Origin of the sequence: Pedobacter chinensis, assembly GCF_003339865.1 — a bacterium.
Taxonomy (GTDB): Bacteria; Bacteroidota; Bacteroidia; order Sphingobacteriales; family Sphingobacteriaceae; genus Pedobacter; species Pedobacter chinensis.
The window spans coordinates 47,095-67,185 of record NZ_QPKV01000006.1 but is presented as its reverse complement, the minus strand read 5'-3'; the positions used below and the strand labels follow the sequence as shown (position 1 = coordinate 67,185).

The window sequence follows — 20,091 nt, the reverse complement described above, 5'->3', positions numbered from 1 at the left end:
GTTTAAGCAGTAAGTTTCCTGAAAATATCTTCTAATGAGTTTTGGTTATGCGTTTTTTTAATGCCTTCGATGGTATCATTTGCTACAATTTTACCTTTATTGATGATGATAATGTCATCGCAAATGGCTTCAACCTCTTGCATGATGTGTGTAGAAATAATAACCGTTTTATCCTTTCCCAACGCTTTTATTAAAGCCCTGATCTCTACCAATTGATTTGGGTCAAGGCCTGAAGTGGGTTCATCCAAAATTAAAACTTCAGGATCATGAATAATAGCCTGAGCCAATCCTACCCTCTGGCGGTAACCTTTAGATAACATCCCGATTTTTTTATGTTGCTCAGGTATTAAACCAACCACTTTAATAACTTCATCAACACGGTTTGACAAATTTTTCAATTGGTAAGTTTGACCAACAAAATTAAGAAACTCCTTAATATACATATCAGTATAAAGGGGTGTATTTTCAGGTAAGTAACCAATATGGTTTTTGGCTGCTATTGCCTGATTGATCATGTTTTTACCTGAAATTTCAGCATTGCCGGATGTTGGCGCCAAATATCCTGTAAGCATACGCATGGTGGTAGATTTTCCTGCACCATTCGGCCCCAGGAAACCTAAAATACGACCAGGTTTAGCTTCAAAGCTAATCGAATCGACCGCTTTTTGCTTATCGTAATGCCTGGAAAGATTTTTAACAGAGATGCTCATTTTGTTTTATTGTTAACCGCAAAGAACACAAAGTTTTTCGCAAAGATTGTAAAGTTTTTTAAGTTGGTCGTAATCGCGGGGTAAGAAGCGATCCAATTGGCGAGAAAGATTGCTTCATGCTTCGAAATGACAGTAAGCTTAATTTATATGTGCCGAGCTTAACTTTTTATTATACCTGAACTTATCCAATTCTGCTGCTGCCTGGGGCAAATTATCTCCCGATAAAATATCAGCTCCATTATTTACCAAATGATAATAAACCATTTTAGCAGGACTGGTTTTTGCACTTTTATCGATATTTCCCATAGTCCCTAAAATAGTGGTAATCCCTTTATCGTGAAGATAATTATACAGTTCCTTGCCTGGAGCCGTTACACCAACAAAAGCTACAATTCTGTTATTTGGAATACCTAAATCGTTAAGACGTTTCAACTCCGATTTCTTTTGAACTGAAGCTGAGATCATTAAATCTGGAGCCAATTGATGCACTTCTTGCGCTTGTTTAGCCGTATAGGTAATAATAATCGAGTTACTTTCAACCCTGTACTGCCTTACCTTTTCAATTACTTTTTTATAAGAAACACCTTTTTTTAAATCAATCGTTAATAAAACTTTTCCTTTACTCCAGCTTAAAACACTATCCAAAGTCGGGATTTTGAAGTTTGTTTCCTTCCCTTCTTCATCTTTCAAATTAAATGCCTTTAACTCTTCGTAAGTATAATTTGCTATTGCGCCTTTTCCTGTCGATGTTCTGTCCAGTTGATCATCATGCATAATTACCATAACTGAATCTTTACTATAAGCGATATCGAATTCAATAATTACAGGATTATAAGTTGTGGCATGATCAAATGTTTCGATACAGTTTTCAGGATAGCCAGGCATCGGCCCTCCACGATGCGCACTGATTAACGGAAAACGATTTTCGGGCGTCCACTTTAAGAATTGATATAATTCTTCTGTGGTATTAAATTTAATGAAGTGATGAATTTTTTCTTCCTGTTTGCACGATATAAAAACCGTAATTAAAGTCAGGAAAATTAAATGATTAAATTTCATGGTTCAAAAGTAAGTTAAATTGCTTAATTGTTCAACGGTTCATTCGTCATCGGTTGATTGGTTACCAACACCTAATCACAAACCAGGTAACTGTTTTTGAAACTAAACCTTACAAAAATGAAATATTTTAAAATTGCAGCGACCCAGCATTTGTTGTCATCCTGAGGCACGAAGGATCTGCAACCGATGAAACAGATCCTTCGTGAAATCTGCGAAGCAAGCTTGAAGACCGATGAAAAACAAACAAAAACTGAAAAACAAAAAAGCCCGTCCTGCCAGGACAAAAAAACACCCCACCCTGCGGGCACCCCTCTAAAAGGGGGGAATTGCAAAATGCCTGATTTATCCATCATTAAAAACAACATCATTAAAGATTGGAGCACAAAGCAGGGCTGCTGTAACCGGTAAACGCTAAGCTTGTTTTTCTAAAAATTTCTGAACCATACAAGACATTTAAGTTCATTGTACTTTAACCAGAATCTAAAATTCTATAATCCTTAAAATCCTAGTCAAAAACCTTTTACCTTTTACCTCTTACCTTTTACCTTATTTATTATCTTTGCCTCCATTATGGCTCAAAAGAATAACGACGAACAATTTAAAAATGTAATATCACACGCTAAGGAATACGGTTTTGTATTTCAAAGTAGCGAAATATATGATGGCTTAAGCGCCGTATATGACTACGGCCAGTTGGGTGCCGAGTTGAAAAACAATATCAAAACTTATTGGTGGAAGGCCATGGTACAAATGCATGAGAACATTGTGGGAATTGATTCTGCAATTTTTATGCACCCGAAAGTTTGGAAAGCCAGTGGTCACGTTGATGGTTTCAACGATCCGATGATTGACAATAAGGATTCAAAAAAACGTTACCGTGCCGACCAGTTGCTGGAAGATAAAATTGCCAGATATGAAAAAGATGGCAAAACGGATAAAGCCGCAAAATTACAGGCCGATATGGATGCTGCTTTAACAGCTGAAAACCTGCCTCAACTTAAAGTTTTAATTGAAGAACATGAGATAGCGTGCCCCGTTAGCGGCACAAAAAACTGGACTGAAGTTCGTCAGTTTAACCTGATGTTTAGTACCCAATTTGGTGCAATGGCAGAAGGTAGTGATGAGGTTTATCTTCGTCCAGAAACGGCACAAGGTATTTTCGTCAACTTTCTGAATGTTCAAAAATCGGGAAGAATGAAAATTCCGTTCGGTATTGCACAAATTGGCAAAGCATTCAGAAATGAAGTTATTGCCCGCCAGTTCATTATGCGTATGCGTGAGTTTGAACAAATGGAAATGCAATTTTTTGTTCGCCCTGGCGAAGACAAAAAATGGTTCGAATACTGGAAAGAAGCTCGTTTAAAATGGCATCAGGCTTTGGGAACTGCACCTGAGAAATACCGTTACCACGATCACGTAAAATTGGCTCACTATGCCAATGCAGCAACTGATATTGAGTTCGAATTCCCATTCGGATTTAAAGAGGTTGAAGGGATTCATAGCCGTACAGATTTCGATTTAACACAACATCAGGAATATTCTGGCAAGAAAATGCAATATTTCGATAATGATTTAAATGAAGATGGTAAACCTTTTGGAAACTATGTTCCGTATGTGATCGAAACATCCATCGGCCTTGATCGTATGTTTTTATTAACCATGATCAATGCTTTTGAAGAGCAGGATTTAAGTACCGAAGATAAACAAGATAGTCGCACTTTATTACGCTTACATCCTGCTTTGGCTCCATATAAAGTTGCGGTTTTCCCTTTAACCAAGAAAGATGGTCTGCCTGAAAAAGCCCGTGAAATCATGAATACTTTGAAATTTGATTTCAATTGTATTTATGAAGAGAAGGATGCGATTGGCAAACGTTACCGTCGTCAGGATGCCATTGGTACGCCATTTTGTATCACGGTTGACCACCAAAGTTTAGAAGATCATACGGTTACCATCCGCCATCGCGATAGCATGGACCAGGAACGTGTGGCGATTGCTGATTTAGCAGACATTGTTGGTAAGGCTGTTAGCTGGAAAACTTTGTTGGCTTAATCATTATGAGGGCATCCAAAAAGTCTCGTTCGGGTATTCAACCTAACTGGACTACGAGAGTTTCCTGTTTTCACGGAAATGACGAAGTTGATTTATTGGACAGCCTCATTTTACCAATAGCATTCAGTCGCAGGTTTCAATCTGCGACTTTTTTGTACAGAAAGAAATGAATTTAGCAGAACATTACAACAAGCTCTACACTGAATCTATTACAAAAATTTCGACCGGCAATTATGAAATAGACCATTTAATTGATGATCAAACTGACAAACGGTTTGGAATTACTTTATTGATTAGGCCTGATGAAAGTACCAAAGCTAATATTCAACAATTTTTAGATAAGGCAAGAGCAATTGACCCAAACCAGTACTTCTACAAGAATTCTGATTTGCATATTACTGTAATGTCGGTTATTTCCTGTTACGATGGATTTGATTTAGCAGATATAAACACAGAAGAATACATACAACTCATCGACAAGGTTTTAGCAAAACATTCAACTTTTAAAATTCAGTTCAGAGGGTTAACAGCATCTCCATCCTGTATTCTGATTCAGGGATTTTTAACTGAAGCACTGAACGAAATTCGTAATGATTTACGATTTACGTTTAAAAATTCTGATCTCCAACAAAGTATAGATAAACGTTATGCCATACAAACCGCCCATTCTACCATCATAAGATTTAGAACAGAATTACAAAACAAAAATGCTTTACTCGAATTGATAGAAAAATACAGGGATTTTGATTTCGGAACTTTCGAAGTAAATAAAATAGAACTGGTTTACAATGATTGGTATCAGCGTGAGCAATTTGTAAAGAAATTGCATGAGTTTTCATTTAAAACTTAACCTCTTAATGGTCATTTAAAAATTAATCTGATTCTGGCTTCAATCACCATCAATTCAAGGTATAATAATTTACCATTAAGGAATTAAACCAGACTTAATGTTCTGAATTCCTTGATGGTCATCTAAAATTAATCTGATTCTGGCTCCGATCACTATCAATTCAAGGTATAATAATTTACCATTAAGGAATTAAACCAGACTTAATGTTCTGGAATTCCTCAATGGTCATTTAAAAATTATTTGATTGTGGCCGATCACGATCAATTCAACGTATAATAATTTACCATTAAGGAATTAAACCAGACTTAATGTTCTGGAATTCCTCAATGGTCATTTAAAAATTATTTGATTGTGGCCGATCACGATCAATTCAACGTATAATAATTTACCATTAAGGAATTAAACCAGACTTAATGTTCTTAATTCCTTAATGGTCATTTAAAAATTATTTGATTCTGGCTCCAATCACTATCAATTCAAGGTATAATAATTTACCATTAAGGAATTAAACCAGACTTAATGTTCTGAATTCCTTAATGGTCATTTAAAAATTAATCTGATTCTGGCTCCAATCACTATCAATTCAAGGTATAATAATTTTACCATTTAAGGAATTAAACCAGACTTAATGTTCTGAATTCCTCAATGGTCATTTAAAAATTATTTGATTTTGGCCGATCACGATCAATTCAACGTATAATAATTTACCATTAAGGAATTAAACCAGACTTAATGTTCTTAATTCCTTAATGGTCATTTAAAAATTAATTTGATTCCAGTTTGAAATTGATTTCGTTATCCCTAACTTAAATATTACTCACATGAGGCCTTTAATTTGTTATTTTTAACCAGGCAAATAAAGAACCACATGCACAAATTCTTGTTAATTTCTACCATCCTTTTACTCACTACATTTAATCTTTCTGCTCAAAAGCATAAATTCAATGTCATTGCCTTTTATACGGCTAAAAACGATCAGGCGCACATCAGTTTTGTACACGAAGCCAATAAATGGTTCCCTGAAATGGCCGAAAAATATAATTTCAGTTATGATTCAACCGATAATTGGGATAATCTTAATGCAGAGTTCCTTTCAAAATATCAGGTAGTTTTATTTTTAGACACCCGACCTGAAAAACCTGAACAACGCCTGGCTTTTCAGCAATACATGGAAAATGGAGGCGGGTGGATGGGATTTCACTTCTCGGCGTTTGCTTTAGCGAAATCAGCATTCGACCAAAACTGGAATTGGTACCACAACACCTTTTTAGGTTCAGGAGAATATGGAAGCAATACCTGGAGGCCAACATCTGCCATTTTAAAAGTAGAGGACGGTAAACATCCCGTAACTAAAAATCTTCCAAAAACTTTTAGTACACAACCCAATGAATGGTACCGTTGGCAAAACGATTTAAGGAAAAATCCAGACATTAAAATTTTGTTGGCGATTGATTCGGGTAGTTTTCCATTGGGTACAGGACCAAAGGCGCACGAAATATGGCATAGTGGGTATTATCCAGTCGTTTGGAGTAATAAAAACTATAAAATGGTTTATGTAAATATGGGGCATAACGATATTGATTATGAACATAAATACGATACAACCAATAAAACCCTTTCTTATACCTTTAATAATAAAATCCAAAACAAAATGATTTTGAATAGTTTAATGTGGCTGGGAAATAGCAAATTAAAATAATACTGTTGTCATAAACACCTGTCGTTGTAAAGCAAATTTCTTATTCATTTGTTGCAGTATTATATTTGTTCTAACATCAACTTATCTTAACATGAAAATTCCACAGAAATTCTTTGCCCGCCGACATGAAATTGCTGCAGATTATTTAAAAGAATTAGATAAACATCTTGATGATATTGTATCCGGAAGAGTAACGGAGATGTTTGAGGTTAGAGATTTTGCCGATTTAATTCATGTGCACCCAACTCATTTAAGCAACACCATAAAAGCTGCAACAGGACATTCTCCCTGCTTCTTTTTTGAAGAACGGTTAATGGAAATCTCTAAATCGATGTTACAAAATATAAGCACACCTATCGCAGAGATTGCCAGAATACTTACTTACGATCCGTCAAATTTTACCAAATTCTTTAAACACTTTTCTGGCCAAACGCCAAAACAATATCGCGAAGATTATTTCAAATCGCTATCAAATGCGGAAGTTATCACCATATAAAACTTAAACTGTCACCATTTTACCTTAAGCTATCACCATTTTCACAACAACCTTCCTGTTAATTTTGTTAATCAAATTAAAAGCAAATGGAAAGACAAAATAAAATTGCCCTGGTTACTGGTGGTAGTCGGGGATTAGGAAAAAATGCGGCTTTAAAAATCGCAGAAAAAGGGATTGATGTGATCGTAACTTATCAATCAAAAAAGGAAGAAGCAGAAAATACGGTTAAAGAAATTAAAAACCTGGGTGTTAATGCGGCTGCTTTACAATTAAATGTGGCTGATGCCACAACTTTCGAAAGTTTTCTTACTGGAGTTAAAACAATTTTAAAATCAACGTTCAATGCAGAGCGATTCGATTTCTTGGTTAATAATGCAGGCATTGGCATCCATGCACCTTTTGCCGAAACAACCGAAGATCAGTTTGACACATTACTTAATATCCAATTCAAAGGGCCATTTTTTTTAACACAAAAAGCGTTGCCAATTTTAAACGACGGAGGTGCCATCATTAATGTTTCTACGGGTTTGGCCCGTTTTGCTTTACCAGGTTATGCGGCCTATGCAGCCATGAAGGGCGCAATGGAAACATTAACAAAATATCAGGCAAAAGAATTGGGTTATAGAGGAATCAGATCAAACATTATTGCACCAGGAGCCATCGAAACTGATTTTGGTGGTGGTGTTGTTCGGGATAACGAACAGATGAATGCAGGCATTGCTTCACAAACAGCTTTGGGCCGTGTTGGTTTGCCCGATGATATTGGAGGTGTTGTAGCCTTTTTATGCACCGAAGAAGCGGGATGGATTAATGCACAACGCATTGAAGCATCAGGCGGCATGTTTTTGTAAGCTTACAAAACCACAAAGGCATAAGAACATAAATATAAGATTTTCTTATGCCTTTGTGGTTAATTTGAATTAATTCCCGTACCAATCGTGCTGATCTACCCTTGTAATTTCGGGTTTACCTATCTGATTAAGAATTCTTTTAGCACTGACCAGTGTCCTACTTTCATGCTCATCAAAATTTTTAGCTTCAGGTTTTAAGCTGTTAATCCGAACCATTCCTGCAGATTGAATAAATTCTCCATCGCCCATATAAATTGCTGTATGGGTAATTCTTCCACCAATGTTCCCCCGAAGTTTTGCAGCAGAAAAAAACAGCAAATCACCAGCTTTCAAATTTTTCAGACACTTGGCTAAACTGATCGAATCATTTTCCAAAACATCTACATCTTCGCCAACCAATGCTTGTTGAGAAGCATCTCTTGGAATGACTATTCCATTTAAAAAGTAACTTGTTTTGGTAAAACCACTGCAATCTACACCTTTTATAGATGTACCTCCCCATAAATAAGGAACACCTAATAAGGTTTTCGCTGTTGCTAATACCGTTTCCGCACCTGGATTGGCTCTTTTCTTCCAATTGGAAAACAGTTCAGCATCGCTTTTTTTAATGTAACCTGTTCGTTTATCGGGAAATGATACATGATAAAACAGTTTATCCTCCCCTATTGATTCTAAGATATTTCCCTTAACCAGGTCAGAAACACGAACCGATTTTTCATCGGCTTTGCTATAAGCATGGCCATAATCGGCCAGATAAATAATTCGTTTTGCGGTTTTCCAATAATCAAATGATGCTTTATCCATTAGCGTAACTGCAGTTCCATCCGTCCAGGAAATATAACCATCTGGTGTTTTTACCAGATAATAACCTCCTTGTTTTTTCAAAACCTGAACTGGAGTACCCAAAATCATTTGTGTCATCATCTCTGCCGAGTTTTGCGGTGTTGAACGATTATTACAAACAGATAGATTTGCTAAACCGTATTCCATCCCGTTTAATGATTTTGATGGTAATAACTGATTAACACTAACCAGCCCGTTAATATGATTGATTTGGTTGTTTAAACTCTGTAATGCTTTTTCTGAGGTACTTTCAGCAAAAACTGTATCTCCTCTGAATATAACGTTAAAATAAACTGATCGTTTATCTGGCGCAAATTCCTTTTTAACTGCATTGGCAAAGCCCCTAATAGCAGCTGTATCTACCTGAGCTTTTAAAGAAAAAGCAGCACTTAAAAATAAACCTAAAATGATCAGTTTTTTCATCCGTATAATTTGTTTTCAAAGGTAGTGAAGCTGTCATGATTTATTCATTCCACTGTGTGATTATTCGTTCTTAGTTATTGTTTTTATTGGTACTCATGAGCCCTGATGGGGTTTTGAAAATCATGACGGTTTCATCTTGTTAAAATTAATAATATTTCGATTTTAACAAGCCTCATTTGCTGTAACTAATTGCTTACTCATCATTATTTAAGCTTAATTCAATCATAAAAAAATAAATGTTTTGAATTGTCGTTATCATGATAATCGTCCCCCAAATGAACAAACTATTTTTATTTTTTATCCTAATTGGCTTTTTCTTGAGCAAGGCCAATGGTCAAAGCTGGACAGATGCCGAATTCCGTAAGGCAAATACCGCAGCCAATGCCACATATCTTACCAACGAAGAGAAAAATATCATCATGTACATGAATTTGATTCGGATTGATGGAGAGAAATTCTATTATACTTTTTTAGAGGATTATATCAACAATTATAATGCAATGGTTAAAAAGTATAGTAATTACAATCAACTTAAAATTACGAGAACAAATTCTTACTATACTTCACTGCTAAAGCATTTGCGTGTTGTTAAAAATTTACAAATGTTTTATCCTGATGAAAAATTATCAATACTCAGCAAAACTCATGCACAGGATTTAAATAAGAATAATATCGGCACTCACGAAAGCAGCAATGGAGATAGTTTTTCTAAACGATTATCAAAACATTTCCCAAATAAAACCATGAGTGAAAACATCGACTTTGGATATTCCAATAGCCTTGATATCGTCTGTCATTTATTGCTGGATTGCGGCGTGCCCTCTCTGGGGCATCGATTTAATATTTTAGATCAAAAAAACAAACTCAATACTGTTGGAGTGGGTATTCAAAGGCATCCATCATACACCTGGTGCGCTGTTATAGATTTTGTTGCACAGCCTATGTTTTACACCAGTAATCAATAAATTTATTTCAGGGCTTTTCGAATTATTTCTAAAAAAACAGAGGATATCTGACTCCTGCTCATAAAAACCTGAGCATTCCTGAAATCGCTTTTTTATTATGAACTGCATTCTGAGTAAAAGCATGAAGCTTTTAGATCTGTTAAGCTGCTACTTCATAGTACATTTACAGGCAACAAAATATTGTAACAAAAATATTATACAATTGTTATAATTTATTACATTTGCCGGCTATTAACTGATCAATGCCTAACCAAACATCACGTAATATTAATTTTTACGCGGCGCTTTGCTATCGTTTATTTTTAATATTATTTATTTACACTTTGTGCAGATTAGGGTTTTACGCCTTTAACCATGATCTGTTTAACATTCCAACCTTTGGAAAATTTGTTTACATCCTTTTTGGAGGTGTTAAGTTTGATGTTTCGGCATTACTCTATATTAATTCACTATACCTGATCCTGCAATTATTGCCTTTTGAGTTTAGATATAATCAAATGTATCAAACGATTTGCAAATGGATATTTATTGTTACCAACAGCATCGGAATTCTGGCAAATTTTATTGATTTTGCGTACTACAAATTCACGTTAAAACGAACAACTGCAGATTTTGCAGGCCAATTCAGACATGAACAAAATATACTGAAGTTAATTTTTGATTTTTTAATCGATTACTGGTACCTGCTTTTATTACTGATTTTAACGATATGGGTTTTTATCAGGCTTTACAGTTTCTTTAAGATTAAAAAACCAAAGTATTATGTTTGGCCAAACTATGTGCTAAATGCGATTATACTAGTTGTTTCTATTGCTTTGATAATTGTAGGAATGAGAGGTGGCTGGAGACATAGTACAAGGCCTATTACAATGAGCAATGCTGGCGAATTTGTTGATAGCCCCAATGAGATCAGCCTGGTTTTGAACACGCCCTTCTGCTTAATCAGATCTTTAACCAAGAAACCACTGAAAAAAGTAGACTATTATGATGAGACAACGCTGGCCACTATTTACAATCCCATTCATAAGCCAGATACCAGCAAGCAATTCAAAAAACTAAATGTAGTTTTTCTAATCATTGAAAGCCTAGGGAAAGAACATGTTGGGAGTTTAAACACTGATTTATTAAATGGGAAATATAAAGGTTTTACCCCATTTATTGATAGTTTGGTGGCCAATAGCTATACCTTTTCACATACTTATGCAAATGGACGCAAATCTATAGATGCGCTGCCATCTGTCATTTCAGGAATTCCATCGGTTTGTGGCCCATTTGTACTTTCCAATTACTCAGGAAACAAAACCACCAGTATAGCTAAGCTTTTAAACGAAAAAGGATATGAAACAGCCTTTTTTCACGGCGCGCCAAATGGATCAATGGGATTTAATTCTTATACGCACTTAGCAGGGATAGAACATTATTATGGTAAAACGGAGTACAATAATGATGATGATTTTGATGGGATCTGGGGAATTTGGGATGAACCATTTATGCAATACATGGCAAAAACAATGAACACTTTTAAACAGCCATTCTTTAGCGCTTTTTTCTCTCTTTCTTCACACCATCCATTTAAGGTACCAGAAAAATATAAAGGAAAGTTTCCAAAAGGTCCTTTAGAGGTACAGGAACCAATGGGTTATACCGATATGGCTTTGAAAAAATTCTTTGCTACGGCCTCCAAAATGCCCTGGTACAAAAACACGCTCTTTGTTTTGTGTGCTGATCATGCCACCGTTTCTTATTTACCAGAATATCAAACCACGGCAGGATATTTTTCTATTCCAATTTTATTTTACTACCCTGGAGGTGACCTGAAAGGCAAGGTCGATAAAAATGTGCAGCAAATAGATATTATGCCAACGGTTTTAAACTACTTAAATTACGACAAACCTTATTTAGCATTTGGCAACGATGCTTTTAAGGATAATCCCAATGATTTTGTTGTTAACCATAACGACGGCACCTTTAATCTTTACAAAGGAGATTATTTATTAAGCAGTGATGGTAAGATAAGTACCTCACTTTATAACCTAAAAACCGATCGGCTTAACAAAAATAATTTGCTTAATAAATTGCCCCTGGTACAAAGCGATTTGGAAAACCATCTTAAGGCCTTTATTCAGCAATACAACAACAGGATGATTGAAAATAAGCTAACGGTTAATTAAAAAAACTTATACGATTTTGGAATTAATTTAACATTTGCAGCAAATCTTTATATTTTTGTCAACTTAATTTCAATAATGCGTCAAGCCATTTTATCTTTTATAGATTTTTTTCATCCACCATTTAAAAGATTTATCTCCCTACACAACTTCAGGTATTTAGCCACAGGTGGAAGTACCTTTGTGCTTGGCCTTGTTATTTTTTATCTGGCTTACAATTATCTGTTTTTAAGTGAAGAAGTTAAAGTTTTAGCCATAACGTTAAAGCGGAACACTATGGCGTTGGCAGTTGAGTTTGCTATCGTAATTCCTTACAGTTTCATATTAAACAAATACGTCATTTTTACGCATAGCGAAGTAAAATCACGTATTCAATTATTTCGATTTTTGAACCTACAGTTCATTAATATGCTTTTGAATTACGTTTTATTGAAATTTTTCGTCGAAATCTTAGGTATTTATCCAACCATTTCTCGTTTAGTGGTTTCAGTAATCATAGCTGGCTTCAGCTATCTTTATCAACACTATTTCACTTTCAGTGTTAAAAAACTTGGAAATTCAAAATCTAAAAACCACTAGTTCTTTGCGCTGCCATCCAGCGGATAGTTTTTCAAACCAAAGTTAACAAACCTGATAATCACGAATGCCTATTCTTTTTCATCGCAGCAGTTATTGCGAGGCTGGAATTTCTCAACCTGCATGGTTTTGCTTTCCAAAAACCTTTATTACAGTGAGCTGTTAATTTATACAGTGGGTTTCTTGCGAAGATAAAAGCAAGAGCATAACTTAGCTCCCGACCAACTTATTTTCATAAAACCATGAGCCATTTTAATGACTTTAATAATGCACAGGTAGCTAAATTGCCCAGGCATTTAAAACAATTCATTGTAGCCCAAAACTACGAAAAGTATACACCAATAGATCAGGCTGTTTGGCGATATGTAATGCGTCAGAACTATAGTTACCTGAAAAATGTGGCTTACTATCCATATATTAAAGGTTTACAAAGAGCTGGCTTAAGCATTGAATATATTCCCGATTTGCAAACCATGAATGACAATTTGGGTAAAATTGGTTGGGGTGCTGTTACTGTAGATGGATTTATTCCGCCTGCCGCATTTATGGAATATCAGGCTTACAGGGTTTTGGTAATTGCTGCAGATATCAGGCAAATTAACCATATTGAATACACTCCTGCTCCTGATATTATTCATGAAAGTGCTGGTCATGCACCCATAATTGCTGATACAGATTACAATAATTATCTGAGTTATTTTGGTTCTATTGGTGCAAAAGCCATGTTTTCTGAAAAAGATTTTGAACTTTACGAAGCCATCAGGAAGCTTTCTATTTTGAAAGAAGCGGTTGATACAGACGAGTTACAAATAGCTAAGGCTGAAAAGGAGTTGCGCTACATTAGCGAAAACATGGGCGAACCTTCAGAAATGGCTTTACTTGGCCGACTCCATTGGTGGACTGTGGAATATGGCTTAATCGGAACGCTAGAAAATCCTAAAATATACGGCGCTGGTTTGTTATCATCCATTGGCGAAAGTGCATCTTGCATGCAGAGCGATGTGAAAAAACTTTGGTATAATATCGATACCATTAACTATTCTTATGATATTACAAAACCGCAACCTCAACTCTTTGTAACAGAGACTTTCCAAAATTTAATTGATGTACTTGAACAATTTGCAAATACCATGGCATTTAGAGTAGGTGGTGCAGAAAGTGTAATGAAAGCAATAGCCTGTAAAAATGTTGCAACTGCTGTTTATAGCTCAGGCTTACAAGTTAGCGGCGTATTTACTGATATCGGGATTAACGCTGATGATGAGGTTACTTTTATTAAAACCACTGGTCCATCGGCATTGGCTTTCAATGGAAAACAATTACCCGGCCACGGAAAGAACTATCATAAAGATGGATTTTCATCACCTGTTGGAAGGTTGAAAGATGCATCAAAACCTTTGGAAAACTTCAACAACGAAGAATTAAAAGCAGCGGGAATTATTTTGGAAAACAATGCTGAACTCGTTTTTGAAAGTGGAATAAAAGTAATGGGAAATGTGAACGAAATCCTTAAAGAGAACGATCAGCTTATTTTGGTCACTTTCATCGATTGTACTGTGATAGAAGGTAATGGAAATGTGCTTTTCAAACCAGAATGGGGCGTTTATGATATGGCTGTAGGAGAAAAAATAGTTTCTGTTTTTAATGGCGCTGCCGATAAGGATGCTTTTGAAGAAATTACATTAATAAGCCAGGAAAAAACGCACAAAATCACTTACGATGAAAAGACTTTAAAGCTTCATGCGCTTTATAAAAAAGTTAGAGAAATTAGAGAAAGTGGCGAAAACTTAGCTCAGCTTCCAGAGATTTTCAATCGGCTTAAAAATAATCACAGGCACGATTGGCTCTGCGCACTTGAAATTTTAGAAATCGTTCATCATAAAAAAATATACCATCAGCTTGAAAGAGAAATACAGATTTATCTTGAACTTAAGGCAGCAAGAGAGCCAGATCATAACAAATTGATTAATGATGGACTGTATGTAATTAAGAATCCTGTAAGCCAGCTGATTGTAGAATAATTAATGTATTATTATTAACTTTACTTCTATGACAACCTTAACCGTACAGGTCGATAATAAAGAAAATGCAGTCCTTTTAGAAAAAATTCTGAAGGAAATGTCATTCGTGGAAAAAGTAGATGTAAATATAGATACACCAAATATCGTTGAAGAACCTAAGGGCTCCTATCAGAAACTCAAAAAAGCGATTGATAAAACAGATAAAAGCTTAATGTTTCAGGATATTGATGATCCATCAAAATGGCAAAAAGACATAAGAGATGAATGGTAACATTGTATTCGATACCAACATCCTAATTTATTTATCTAAAAAGCTCATTGAGCCTGAAAAAATATTTGAAGAAAACATGGTTTATTCCATTTCAGTTATTTCCAAAATGGAATTATTAGGCTATTCCTTTCGCAATAAATTAGAAGAAGGTTTTTTGGTAGATTTAATAAATTCATTAAATGTTGTGCCATTAAACGATATTGTTGTTGAAACAACTATTGCAATAAGAAAAAACAACAAAATAAAACTGCCAGATGCAATTGTTTATGCAACTGCTCAGGTATTAAAAGGCAAACTTATAACAAACAATATTGAAGATTTTGATAAAATAATCGGAAGCGTTGAACTTGTAAATCCAATAGATTAAAATCTAAATCACTCAATAGCATTTAGAATAATTAGATTTGCCAATAAATTAACTGATGAATTTCTCTTCATTGATAGAAAAATCTCCTAAATGAACATTATAATTACAGGTGCCAGCAGTGGAATTGGCTTTGAAGCTGCTTTAGAATTTAGTTTACAAAACGATAATAAAATTGTAGCGATTGCCCGCTCCGCAGAAAAACTGCGTAAGCTTTTAGAAATAGCTAAAGGTATAAATCCAGCTTGTACTTTACTCCCTGTTGAATTTGACATTGTTAATGATGATTACGCGGCTTTGATACCATTCTTAAAAGAAAGGTTAGGCCATATAGATATTCTGGTCAATAATGCGGGAGCTTTGATTAATAAACCTTTTACAGATACCACCGAAATTGATTTGGGAGAAATGCTGCAAAGTAATGTAATCTCCCATTTCAGGATGATACAAAACACACTGCCATTAATGCAAAGTGATGGTCATATTGTTAATATTGGGAGCATGGGTGGCTTTCAAGGCAGCGTTAAATTCCCTGGCTTATCTGCATATTCTGCCAGTAAAGCAGCATTACATACTTTAACAGAATGTTTGGCCTTTGAGTTAGCAGAAACTGGAATAAAAGTAAATTGCCTGGCATTGGGTTCCGCTCAAACAGAAATGCTCGAAACTGCTTTTCCTGGCTATCAAAGTCCGGTGATGGCTTTTGAAATGGGAAAATATGTAGCTGATTTTGCTAAAACAGGACATAAATTCTTTAATGGCAAGATATTGCCTGTGGCTGTAACAACGCCATAAAAATTCATATTCTACTATACTATTTAGTTTAGCAGGAAACCAGATTGCTTATCCAAACCAAATTCAAGTCAATATTTTTAAATGACCATTAAGAAATTAAAAACATTATGTGTACCTCAATTTCTTAATGGTAAACTCTCTATAACATAGTTAAGTATTCGTACTTTGACTCTTCTTTTATACCAAAGTTGCCAAGCTAAATTCAATATAGCGAGCAGTTTTTCATTTAAGTTTTCTGTCATTTTAAACTCATTTTCAACATTTTAATTTGCCTTAAATAATTTTCATATCTTTGGCGCCAACATATGAAGAAAATAATAGCCGCGATTTTGTTTTTCATTTTGTCTGCAACAGCAGGAAAAGCCCAAACAACCTTACCACCACAATATCAGGAACTGGTAAAAAAACTGGTTGTTAATCTTCCTAAAGAAGCAAAACCAACCAATAACAACAGCCAGGAAACTAATTCTGAATCACTGATTGACTTTGCAAAAAGCATGTTAGGAATTCGCTACAGATATGCAACAAGCAATCCCAAACTCGGTTTTGACTGTTCGGGTTTTGTAAGCTATGTTTTTAGCAACTTTGGTTTTAAAGTACCCAGATCATCAAGAGAATTTAGTTCAACTGGAAAAGAAACCAATTTGGAAAATGCTAAGGTTGGTGATGTTTTAATATTCACAGGCAGCAATTCCAAAGTAAGAAGAATAGGTCATGTTGGTATAGTATATTCCATTACTGAAAATGGAATCAAATTTATCCACGCATCATCTGGCAAAGCAAAAGGAGTTACGATAACAGATTTAGACGGGCACTATAAAAGTCGTTTCCTGAAAGTGGTAAGCATTTTATAAGCGGTTACTTTTTATATTTCCACATTCTGGGCTTTCCTTCTGCAATCCATTCTATTGCAGTATCTAAACGTTTTTGTTTAGTAGATTCGGTTTTAGCTTCCTCCAGCCACATAACGTATTCCCGCTTGTTGGATTCACTGAAATTTTGAAAGATATTTAATGCTGTTGGATCTCCTTGCAAAGCATCAAGAAAATATTGAGGCAATATCAATGCAGGCTTTTCATTCGTTTTGGGCTTAGGCGGCAACTTTACACCATCTTCATTCAACTTTATAGCCTGCCGGATATAAGCAATAAGTACTTCATCTGGTGGTAAATCTTTAAATGATTTAATTTTCCCAAGCATTCCCATTGCCTGCTCACGATCTTTAAAAATATTAAATTCATCATTCAACAACGAGCCTTTCCAAAACCCAAAAGCACAATGATATTTGAATGCGGCCATGTGGCAAACTGTTCCTTTTAGTTCAAAGAAAGGCATGCTCCATTTCATTTTTTCTTCTATTCTGGCATCTGCTTTATGAACCAGATTTCTTAAATGATCCAAAATGGGGATAGCAAATTCCGCAGCATTTATGATGTACTGATCAACCTGAACAATGGTATGCATAACAAAAGAATTTTGATCTTAAATTTAAAGTAATACAACCTTTAAAGCAAGTGCTACTTCTCCTTGTTCCAGAAATTTTTTGGCCAGTTCATGAAGCTCGCGTTCTCGGTTGGTTGCATCCCCAATTGTGGCATCCAGTACTTCTTTCACTTCGGGATGAAAACTGATTAAATCAATTTCCTCTTCATGAGGCAAATGCTCAACATTCCCTAACATCCCTAAATCATTGCCCGTCAAAACTTTTGATAAGCGAACCGATTTTGGCAAACTATCCACCCCTATCCCAAGTTTGGCTAAAGGTTTGGCAACTTTGAATAAATTATCATTCGTAACCCTGCAATACCAGTCTCCGCCTAAGCGGGCAACCAAATCTATTTTTTGCTGATCGATTTTACCATTGCTATCTAAAATATCTTCGTTAATGTGAATTAACTTTACCTCTGCCAAAATTAAGTTCCCCGCTCCATGATTATCTCCTAAAGAAATGACCTCATTAACAATACATTCAAACTGAACAGGAGCTTCGGCAACTCTGGGTGGTTTAACAATAGCCGATGGCAGCATCGTAAAACCCACCTTTTCAAATTCATTTACGCCTTTTGCATATTCTGTACTGGCCAAACTCATTTGCTGAACCATATTGTAATTAACAATATTGATCACGCATTCTTTAACCTCCAATACATTTTCTAAAGTATGTTTTGTGGTATTATCCCGTACCCGCCTTGCTGGTGAAAAAATACAAATTGGCGGCTTGGTGCTAAACATGTTAAAAAAACTGAATGGACTTAAATTGATATTTCCTTCCGCATCAATTGTCGATGCAAAACAGATTGGCCGTGGTGCAATCGCATATTGCAAATAATCTTGTAACTGAACGGCCGATAAATTAGAGGTTTCTAGCGTAAGCACAATAATTGAGTTAGTTAATGTGAGTTATGGATTTAGAATAATGATTTTTCTTTAAAAGAATAGGGTTTAAGTATGTTTTTTGTCCTAGCCGGACAGGCCGGCTGAAAATTTTTGTATTAAAGTCAGTAGCTGGGCTTTAACAGTGCATACCCAAAAATTTGTTAGGCCGGAACAAAGTAGAACGAAGATGCGCTACTTTGGCTTAGCCAGTTGCAAATACATATTGTATATAAGAAAACGCATAATTCATGTTAGTTAGGTTTAAAATAATTTTATTACCAATGGTGGAATTAAAAAAATATGAATCGTCATTACCTTATCCAATTCAGAATCTTTATAATATAGAAGATGCTGATCACGAAGTAGCTACAAGAGGCACAGCTGCTGAAAACATTTTTTGGTAAAAATTAAATTATTTTTTTAACGCCAGGATAGAAAAATCAGTTTCTGCTTTGGTAATTGTATTCGTTAAAGCACCTAAACCTGTGATTTCCATTTCAACCACATCACCAGGCTGCAACCATTGAACCTTATAATCAGGGTCATTCAATAAACCAGTGCCATTAAGCTCTAAAAAACAGCCTGTACCAACAGTACCCGAGCCAATAACATCACCTGGAAGAATATCTACCCCGTAGGCACAGCGCTCAATTATTTCCGCAAATGTCCAATCCATATCTGCCGCATTACCTTTCGAAACCTCAATACCATTAACACGGCAAGTCATTTTCAAATCATAAGCATTACCAACATGACCATCTTTAGCAGGAACTTTATATTTTTCCAATTCATCTGGCGTAACTAACCAGGGGCCTATAACTGTAGAGAAATCCTTACCTTTTGCAGGCCCAAGATTCAATAACATTTCTTCCATTTGTAAGGTACGGGCACTCATGTCATTCATCACCATGTAACCCGCAATGTACTCATCTGCATCGGCAGCTTTTATATTCCGGCCCTTTTTTCCAATTACAATGGCCAGTTCCAATTCGAAATCCAATTTATCGAAATGGTCTGGCATACATTCTATATCTCCCGTACCCTGAATTGCATTATGATTGGTAAAATAAAAAATCGGATATTCATCAAACTGAGGAATCATGTCAACTTTCCTGTTCCGGCGGGCTGCAGCAACATGTTGCCTGAATGCATATCCATCTCTGCAACTTGTTGGGTGTGGAACAGGCGCCAAAATCTCATAAAAAATCTCTTCCTTAGCCTGTAAACTTCCATCCTTAATTTGTACATCAACTTTTTTCGCCCTTTCCATTAATACTTCTCCACCTTGCAAAAAATCGTTCATATTATCTGGCAACAGCTTATCGCAACTATTTAAATTGTAAATGTGGCCATTTATAAATATGCCCAGGTGTTCTCTATCTTCAGTTTTATAACTTACTAATTTCATATTAATTTGGTTAAAGTACGTGGTAAAGCTAGTAATTTAGGGCAGTAAATAAAAAATCATGAGGGTAGATTTAAGATAAAGAAATTTTATCTTAAAAATAAAATCATTACTTTAGCATCATCAAAACCATGATCTTAAAAGCATTACATATCAATTTAGTAAAC

20 protein-coding genes are annotated in these 20,091 nt (G+C 35.4%); 14 read left to right on the top strand and 6 right to left on the bottom strand.

Annotation, left to right across the window (positions count from 1 at the left end):
- Positions 1 to 2 precede the first annotated feature (2 nt).
- Both DU508_RS14510 and DU508_RS14505 read right to left on the bottom strand, forming a co-directional pair.
- Positions 3 to 710, bottom strand: coding sequence for an ATP-binding cassette domain-containing protein (locus tag DU508_RS14510; protein WP_115403538.1), 708 nt, complete (start codon positions 708 to 710; stop codon positions 3 to 5).
- Between the two features lie 138 nt (positions 711 to 848).
- The gene (locus tag DU508_RS14505) at positions 849 to 1,769 is read right to left on the bottom strand and encodes a glycerophosphodiester phosphodiesterase family protein (RefSeq protein ID WP_115403537.1); all 921 of its coding nucleotides are present in this window, start codon (positions 1,767 to 1,769) and stop codon (positions 849 to 851) included.
- Between the two features lie 570 nt (positions 1,770 to 2,339).
- Here DU508_RS14505 and DU508_RS14495 point away from each other — a divergent pair.
- From DU508_RS14495 to DU508_RS14475, 5 genes are all read left to right on the top strand, one after another.
- Positions 2,340 to 3,821 (top strand): glycine--tRNA ligase, encoded by a 1,482-nt coding sequence (locus DU508_RS14495; RefSeq protein ID WP_115403535.1) that lies wholly within the window; start codon positions 2,340 to 2,342, stop codon positions 3,819 to 3,821.
- 166 nt (positions 3,822 to 3,987) lie between these two features.
- Positions 3,988 to 4,671: a 2'-5' RNA ligase family protein gene (locus DU508_RS14490; RefSeq protein WP_115403534.1), complete on the top strand. Its 684-nt coding sequence runs from the start codon at positions 3,988 to 3,990 to the stop codon at positions 4,669 to 4,671.
- Between the two features lie 868 nt (positions 4,672 to 5,539).
- The gene (locus DU508_RS14485) at positions 5,540 to 6,370 is read left to right on the top strand and encodes a ThuA domain-containing protein (RefSeq protein ID WP_115403533.1); all 831 of its coding nucleotides are present in this window, start codon (positions 5,540 to 5,542) and stop codon (positions 6,368 to 6,370) included.
- 91 nt (positions 6,371 to 6,461) lie between these two features.
- Positions 6,462 to 6,866: a helix-turn-helix transcriptional regulator gene (locus DU508_RS14480; protein WP_115403532.1), complete on the top strand. Its 405-nt coding sequence runs from the start codon at positions 6,462 to 6,464 to the stop codon at positions 6,864 to 6,866.
- 86 nt (positions 6,867 to 6,952) lie between these two features.
- Positions 6,953 to 7,717: an SDR family NAD(P)-dependent oxidoreductase gene (locus tag DU508_RS14475; protein WP_115403531.1), complete on the top strand. Its 765-nt coding sequence runs from the start codon at positions 6,953 to 6,955 to the stop codon at positions 7,715 to 7,717.
- A 69-nt stretch (positions 7,718 to 7,786) separates the two neighbouring features.
- Here the strand turns inward: DU508_RS14475 and DU508_RS14470 are convergent, their stop codons facing one another.
- Complete coding sequence (locus DU508_RS14470) at positions 7,787 to 8,983, bottom strand: C40 family peptidase (protein ID WP_115403530.1); 1,197 nt, start codon at positions 8,981 to 8,983, stop codon at positions 7,787 to 7,789.
- Positions 8,984 to 9,258: 275 nt separating this feature from the next.
- Here DU508_RS14470 and DU508_RS14465 point away from each other — a divergent pair, with 275 nt between their 5' ends.
- The 8 genes from DU508_RS14465 to DU508_RS14430 all read left to right on the top strand — a co-directional run bounded on the left by DU508_RS14465 (position 9,259) and on the right by DU508_RS14430 (position 16,997).
- A complete protein-coding gene (locus tag DU508_RS14465; protein ID WP_115403529.1) occupies positions 9,259 to 9,948 on the top strand; it encodes a CAP domain-containing protein in 690 nt (229 codons plus the stop codon).
- A 242-nt stretch (positions 9,949 to 10,190) separates the two neighbouring features.
- A complete protein-coding gene (locus DU508_RS14460) occupies positions 10,191 to 12,119 on the top strand; it encodes an LTA synthase family protein (RefSeq protein WP_115403528.1) in 1,929 nt (642 codons plus the stop codon).
- 75 nt (positions 12,120 to 12,194) lie between these two features.
- On the top strand, positions 12,195 to 12,695 hold the full coding sequence (locus tag DU508_RS14455; protein WP_115403527.1) for a GtrA family protein: 501 nt from the start codon (positions 12,195 to 12,197) through the stop codon (positions 12,693 to 12,695).
- Positions 12,696 to 12,934: 239 nt separating this feature from the next.
- Entirely contained in the window at positions 12,935 to 14,713 is a 1,779-nt protein-coding gene (locus DU508_RS14450) for an aromatic amino acid hydroxylase (protein ID WP_115403526.1), read from the top strand.
- A 28-nt stretch (positions 14,714 to 14,741) separates the two neighbouring features.
- Complete coding sequence (locus DU508_RS14445; RefSeq protein ID WP_115403525.1) at positions 14,742 to 14,984, top strand: hypothetical protein; 243 nt, start codon at positions 14,742 to 14,744, stop codon at positions 14,982 to 14,984.
- Entirely contained in the window at positions 14,974 to 15,351 is a 378-nt protein-coding gene (locus tag DU508_RS14440) for a type II toxin-antitoxin system VapC family toxin (protein WP_115403524.1), read from the top strand. The genes DU508_RS14445 and DU508_RS14440 overlap by 11 nt, the downstream gene beginning before the upstream one ends.
- A 90-nt stretch (positions 15,352 to 15,441) precedes the next feature.
- Positions 15,442 to 16,143 (top strand): SDR family oxidoreductase, encoded by a 702-nt coding sequence (locus DU508_RS14435; RefSeq protein WP_115403523.1) that lies wholly within the window; start codon positions 15,442 to 15,444, stop codon positions 16,141 to 16,143.
- A gap of 305 nt (positions 16,144 to 16,448) precedes the next feature.
- Positions 16,449 to 16,997, top strand: coding sequence for a C40 family peptidase (locus DU508_RS14430; protein ID WP_115403522.1), 549 nt, complete (start codon positions 16,449 to 16,451; stop codon positions 16,995 to 16,997).
- 4 nt (positions 16,998 to 17,001) lie between these two features.
- On the opposite strand, the gene DU508_RS14425 is transcribed toward DU508_RS14430, so the two are convergent.
- Positions 17,002 to 17,607, bottom strand: coding sequence for a YdeI/OmpD-associated family protein (locus DU508_RS14425; protein ID WP_115403521.1), 606 nt, complete (start codon positions 17,605 to 17,607; stop codon positions 17,002 to 17,004).
- A gap of 24 nt (positions 17,608 to 17,631) precedes the next feature.
- Complete coding sequence (locus tag DU508_RS14420) at positions 17,632 to 18,519, bottom strand: flavin reductase family protein (RefSeq protein WP_115403520.1); 888 nt, start codon at positions 18,517 to 18,519, stop codon at positions 17,632 to 17,634.
- Positions 18,520 to 18,767: 248 nt separating this feature from the next.
- Here DU508_RS14420 and DU508_RS23865 point away from each other — a divergent pair, with 248 nt between their 5' ends.
- A complete protein-coding gene (locus tag DU508_RS23865; protein ID WP_158542181.1) occupies positions 18,768 to 18,923 on the top strand; it encodes a hypothetical protein in 156 nt (51 codons plus the stop codon).
- A gap of 8 nt (positions 18,924 to 18,931) precedes the next feature.
- On the opposite strand, the gene DU508_RS14415 is transcribed toward DU508_RS23865, so the two are convergent.
- Positions 18,932 to 19,927, bottom strand: a complete 996-nt coding sequence (locus tag DU508_RS14415; protein ID WP_115403519.1) for a fumarylacetoacetate hydrolase family protein — start codon at positions 19,925 to 19,927, stop codon at positions 18,932 to 18,934.
- Positions 19,928 to 20,091: the final 164 nt, after the last annotated feature.

What these genes read in the sequence shown, in the direction of transcription:
- DU508_RS14510 (WP_115403538.1), bottom strand. Translation starts at nt 710, where the DNA reads ATGAGCATCTCTGTTAAAAATCTTTCCAGGCATTACGATAAGCAAAAA.
- DU508_RS14505 (WP_115403537.1), bottom strand. Translation starts at nt 1,769, where the DNA reads ATGAAATTTAATCATTTAATTTTCCTGACTTTAATTACGGTTTTTATA.
- DU508_RS14495 (WP_115403535.1), top strand. Translation starts at nt 2,340, where the DNA reads ATGGCTCAAAAGAATAACGACGAACAATTTAAAAATGTAATATCACAC.
- DU508_RS14490 (WP_115403534.1), top strand. Translation starts at nt 3,988, where the DNA reads ATGAATTTAGCAGAACATTACAACAAGCTCTACACTGAATCTATTACA.
- DU508_RS14485 (WP_115403533.1), top strand. Translation starts at nt 5,540, where the DNA reads ATGCACAAATTCTTGTTAATTTCTACCATCCTTTTACTCACTACATTT.
- DU508_RS14480 (WP_115403532.1), top strand. Translation starts at nt 6,462, where the DNA reads ATGAAAATTCCACAGAAATTCTTTGCCCGCCGACATGAAATTGCTGCA.
- DU508_RS14475 (WP_115403531.1), top strand. Translation starts at nt 6,953, where the DNA reads ATGGAAAGACAAAATAAAATTGCCCTGGTTACTGGTGGTAGTCGGGGA.
- DU508_RS14470 (WP_115403530.1), bottom strand. Translation starts at nt 8,983, where the DNA reads ATGAAAAAACTGATCATTTTAGGTTTATTTTTAAGTGCTGCTTTTTCT.
- DU508_RS14465 (WP_115403529.1), top strand. Translation starts at nt 9,259, where the DNA reads ATGAACAAACTATTTTTATTTTTTATCCTAATTGGCTTTTTCTTGAGC.
- DU508_RS14460 (WP_115403528.1), top strand. Translation starts at nt 10,191, where the DNA reads ATGCCTAACCAAACATCACGTAATATTAATTTTTACGCGGCGCTTTGC.
- DU508_RS14455 (WP_115403527.1), top strand. Translation starts at nt 12,195, where the DNA reads ATGCGTCAAGCCATTTTATCTTTTATAGATTTTTTTCATCCACCATTT.
- DU508_RS14450 (WP_115403526.1), top strand. Translation starts at nt 12,935, where the DNA reads ATGAGCCATTTTAATGACTTTAATAATGCACAGGTAGCTAAATTGCCC.
- DU508_RS14445 (WP_115403525.1), top strand. Translation starts at nt 14,742, where the DNA reads ATGACAACCTTAACCGTACAGGTCGATAATAAAGAAAATGCAGTCCTT.
- DU508_RS14440 (WP_115403524.1), top strand. Translation starts at nt 14,974, where the DNA reads ATGAATGGTAACATTGTATTCGATACCAACATCCTAATTTATTTATCT.
- DU508_RS14435 (WP_115403523.1), top strand. Translation starts at nt 15,442, where the DNA reads ATGAACATTATAATTACAGGTGCCAGCAGTGGAATTGGCTTTGAAGCT.
- DU508_RS14430 (WP_115403522.1), top strand. Translation starts at nt 16,449, where the DNA reads ATGAAGAAAATAATAGCCGCGATTTTGTTTTTCATTTTGTCTGCAACA.
- DU508_RS14425 (WP_115403521.1), bottom strand. Translation starts at nt 17,607, where the DNA reads ATGCATACCATTGTTCAGGTTGATCAGTACATCATAAATGCTGCGGAA.
- DU508_RS23865 (WP_158542181.1), top strand. Translation starts at nt 18,768, where the DNA reads ATGTTAGTTAGGTTTAAAATAATTTTATTACCAATGGTGGAATTAAAA.
- DU508_RS14415 (WP_115403519.1), bottom strand. Translation starts at nt 19,927, where the DNA reads ATGAAATTAGTAAGTTATAAAACTGAAGATAGAGAACACCTGGGCATA.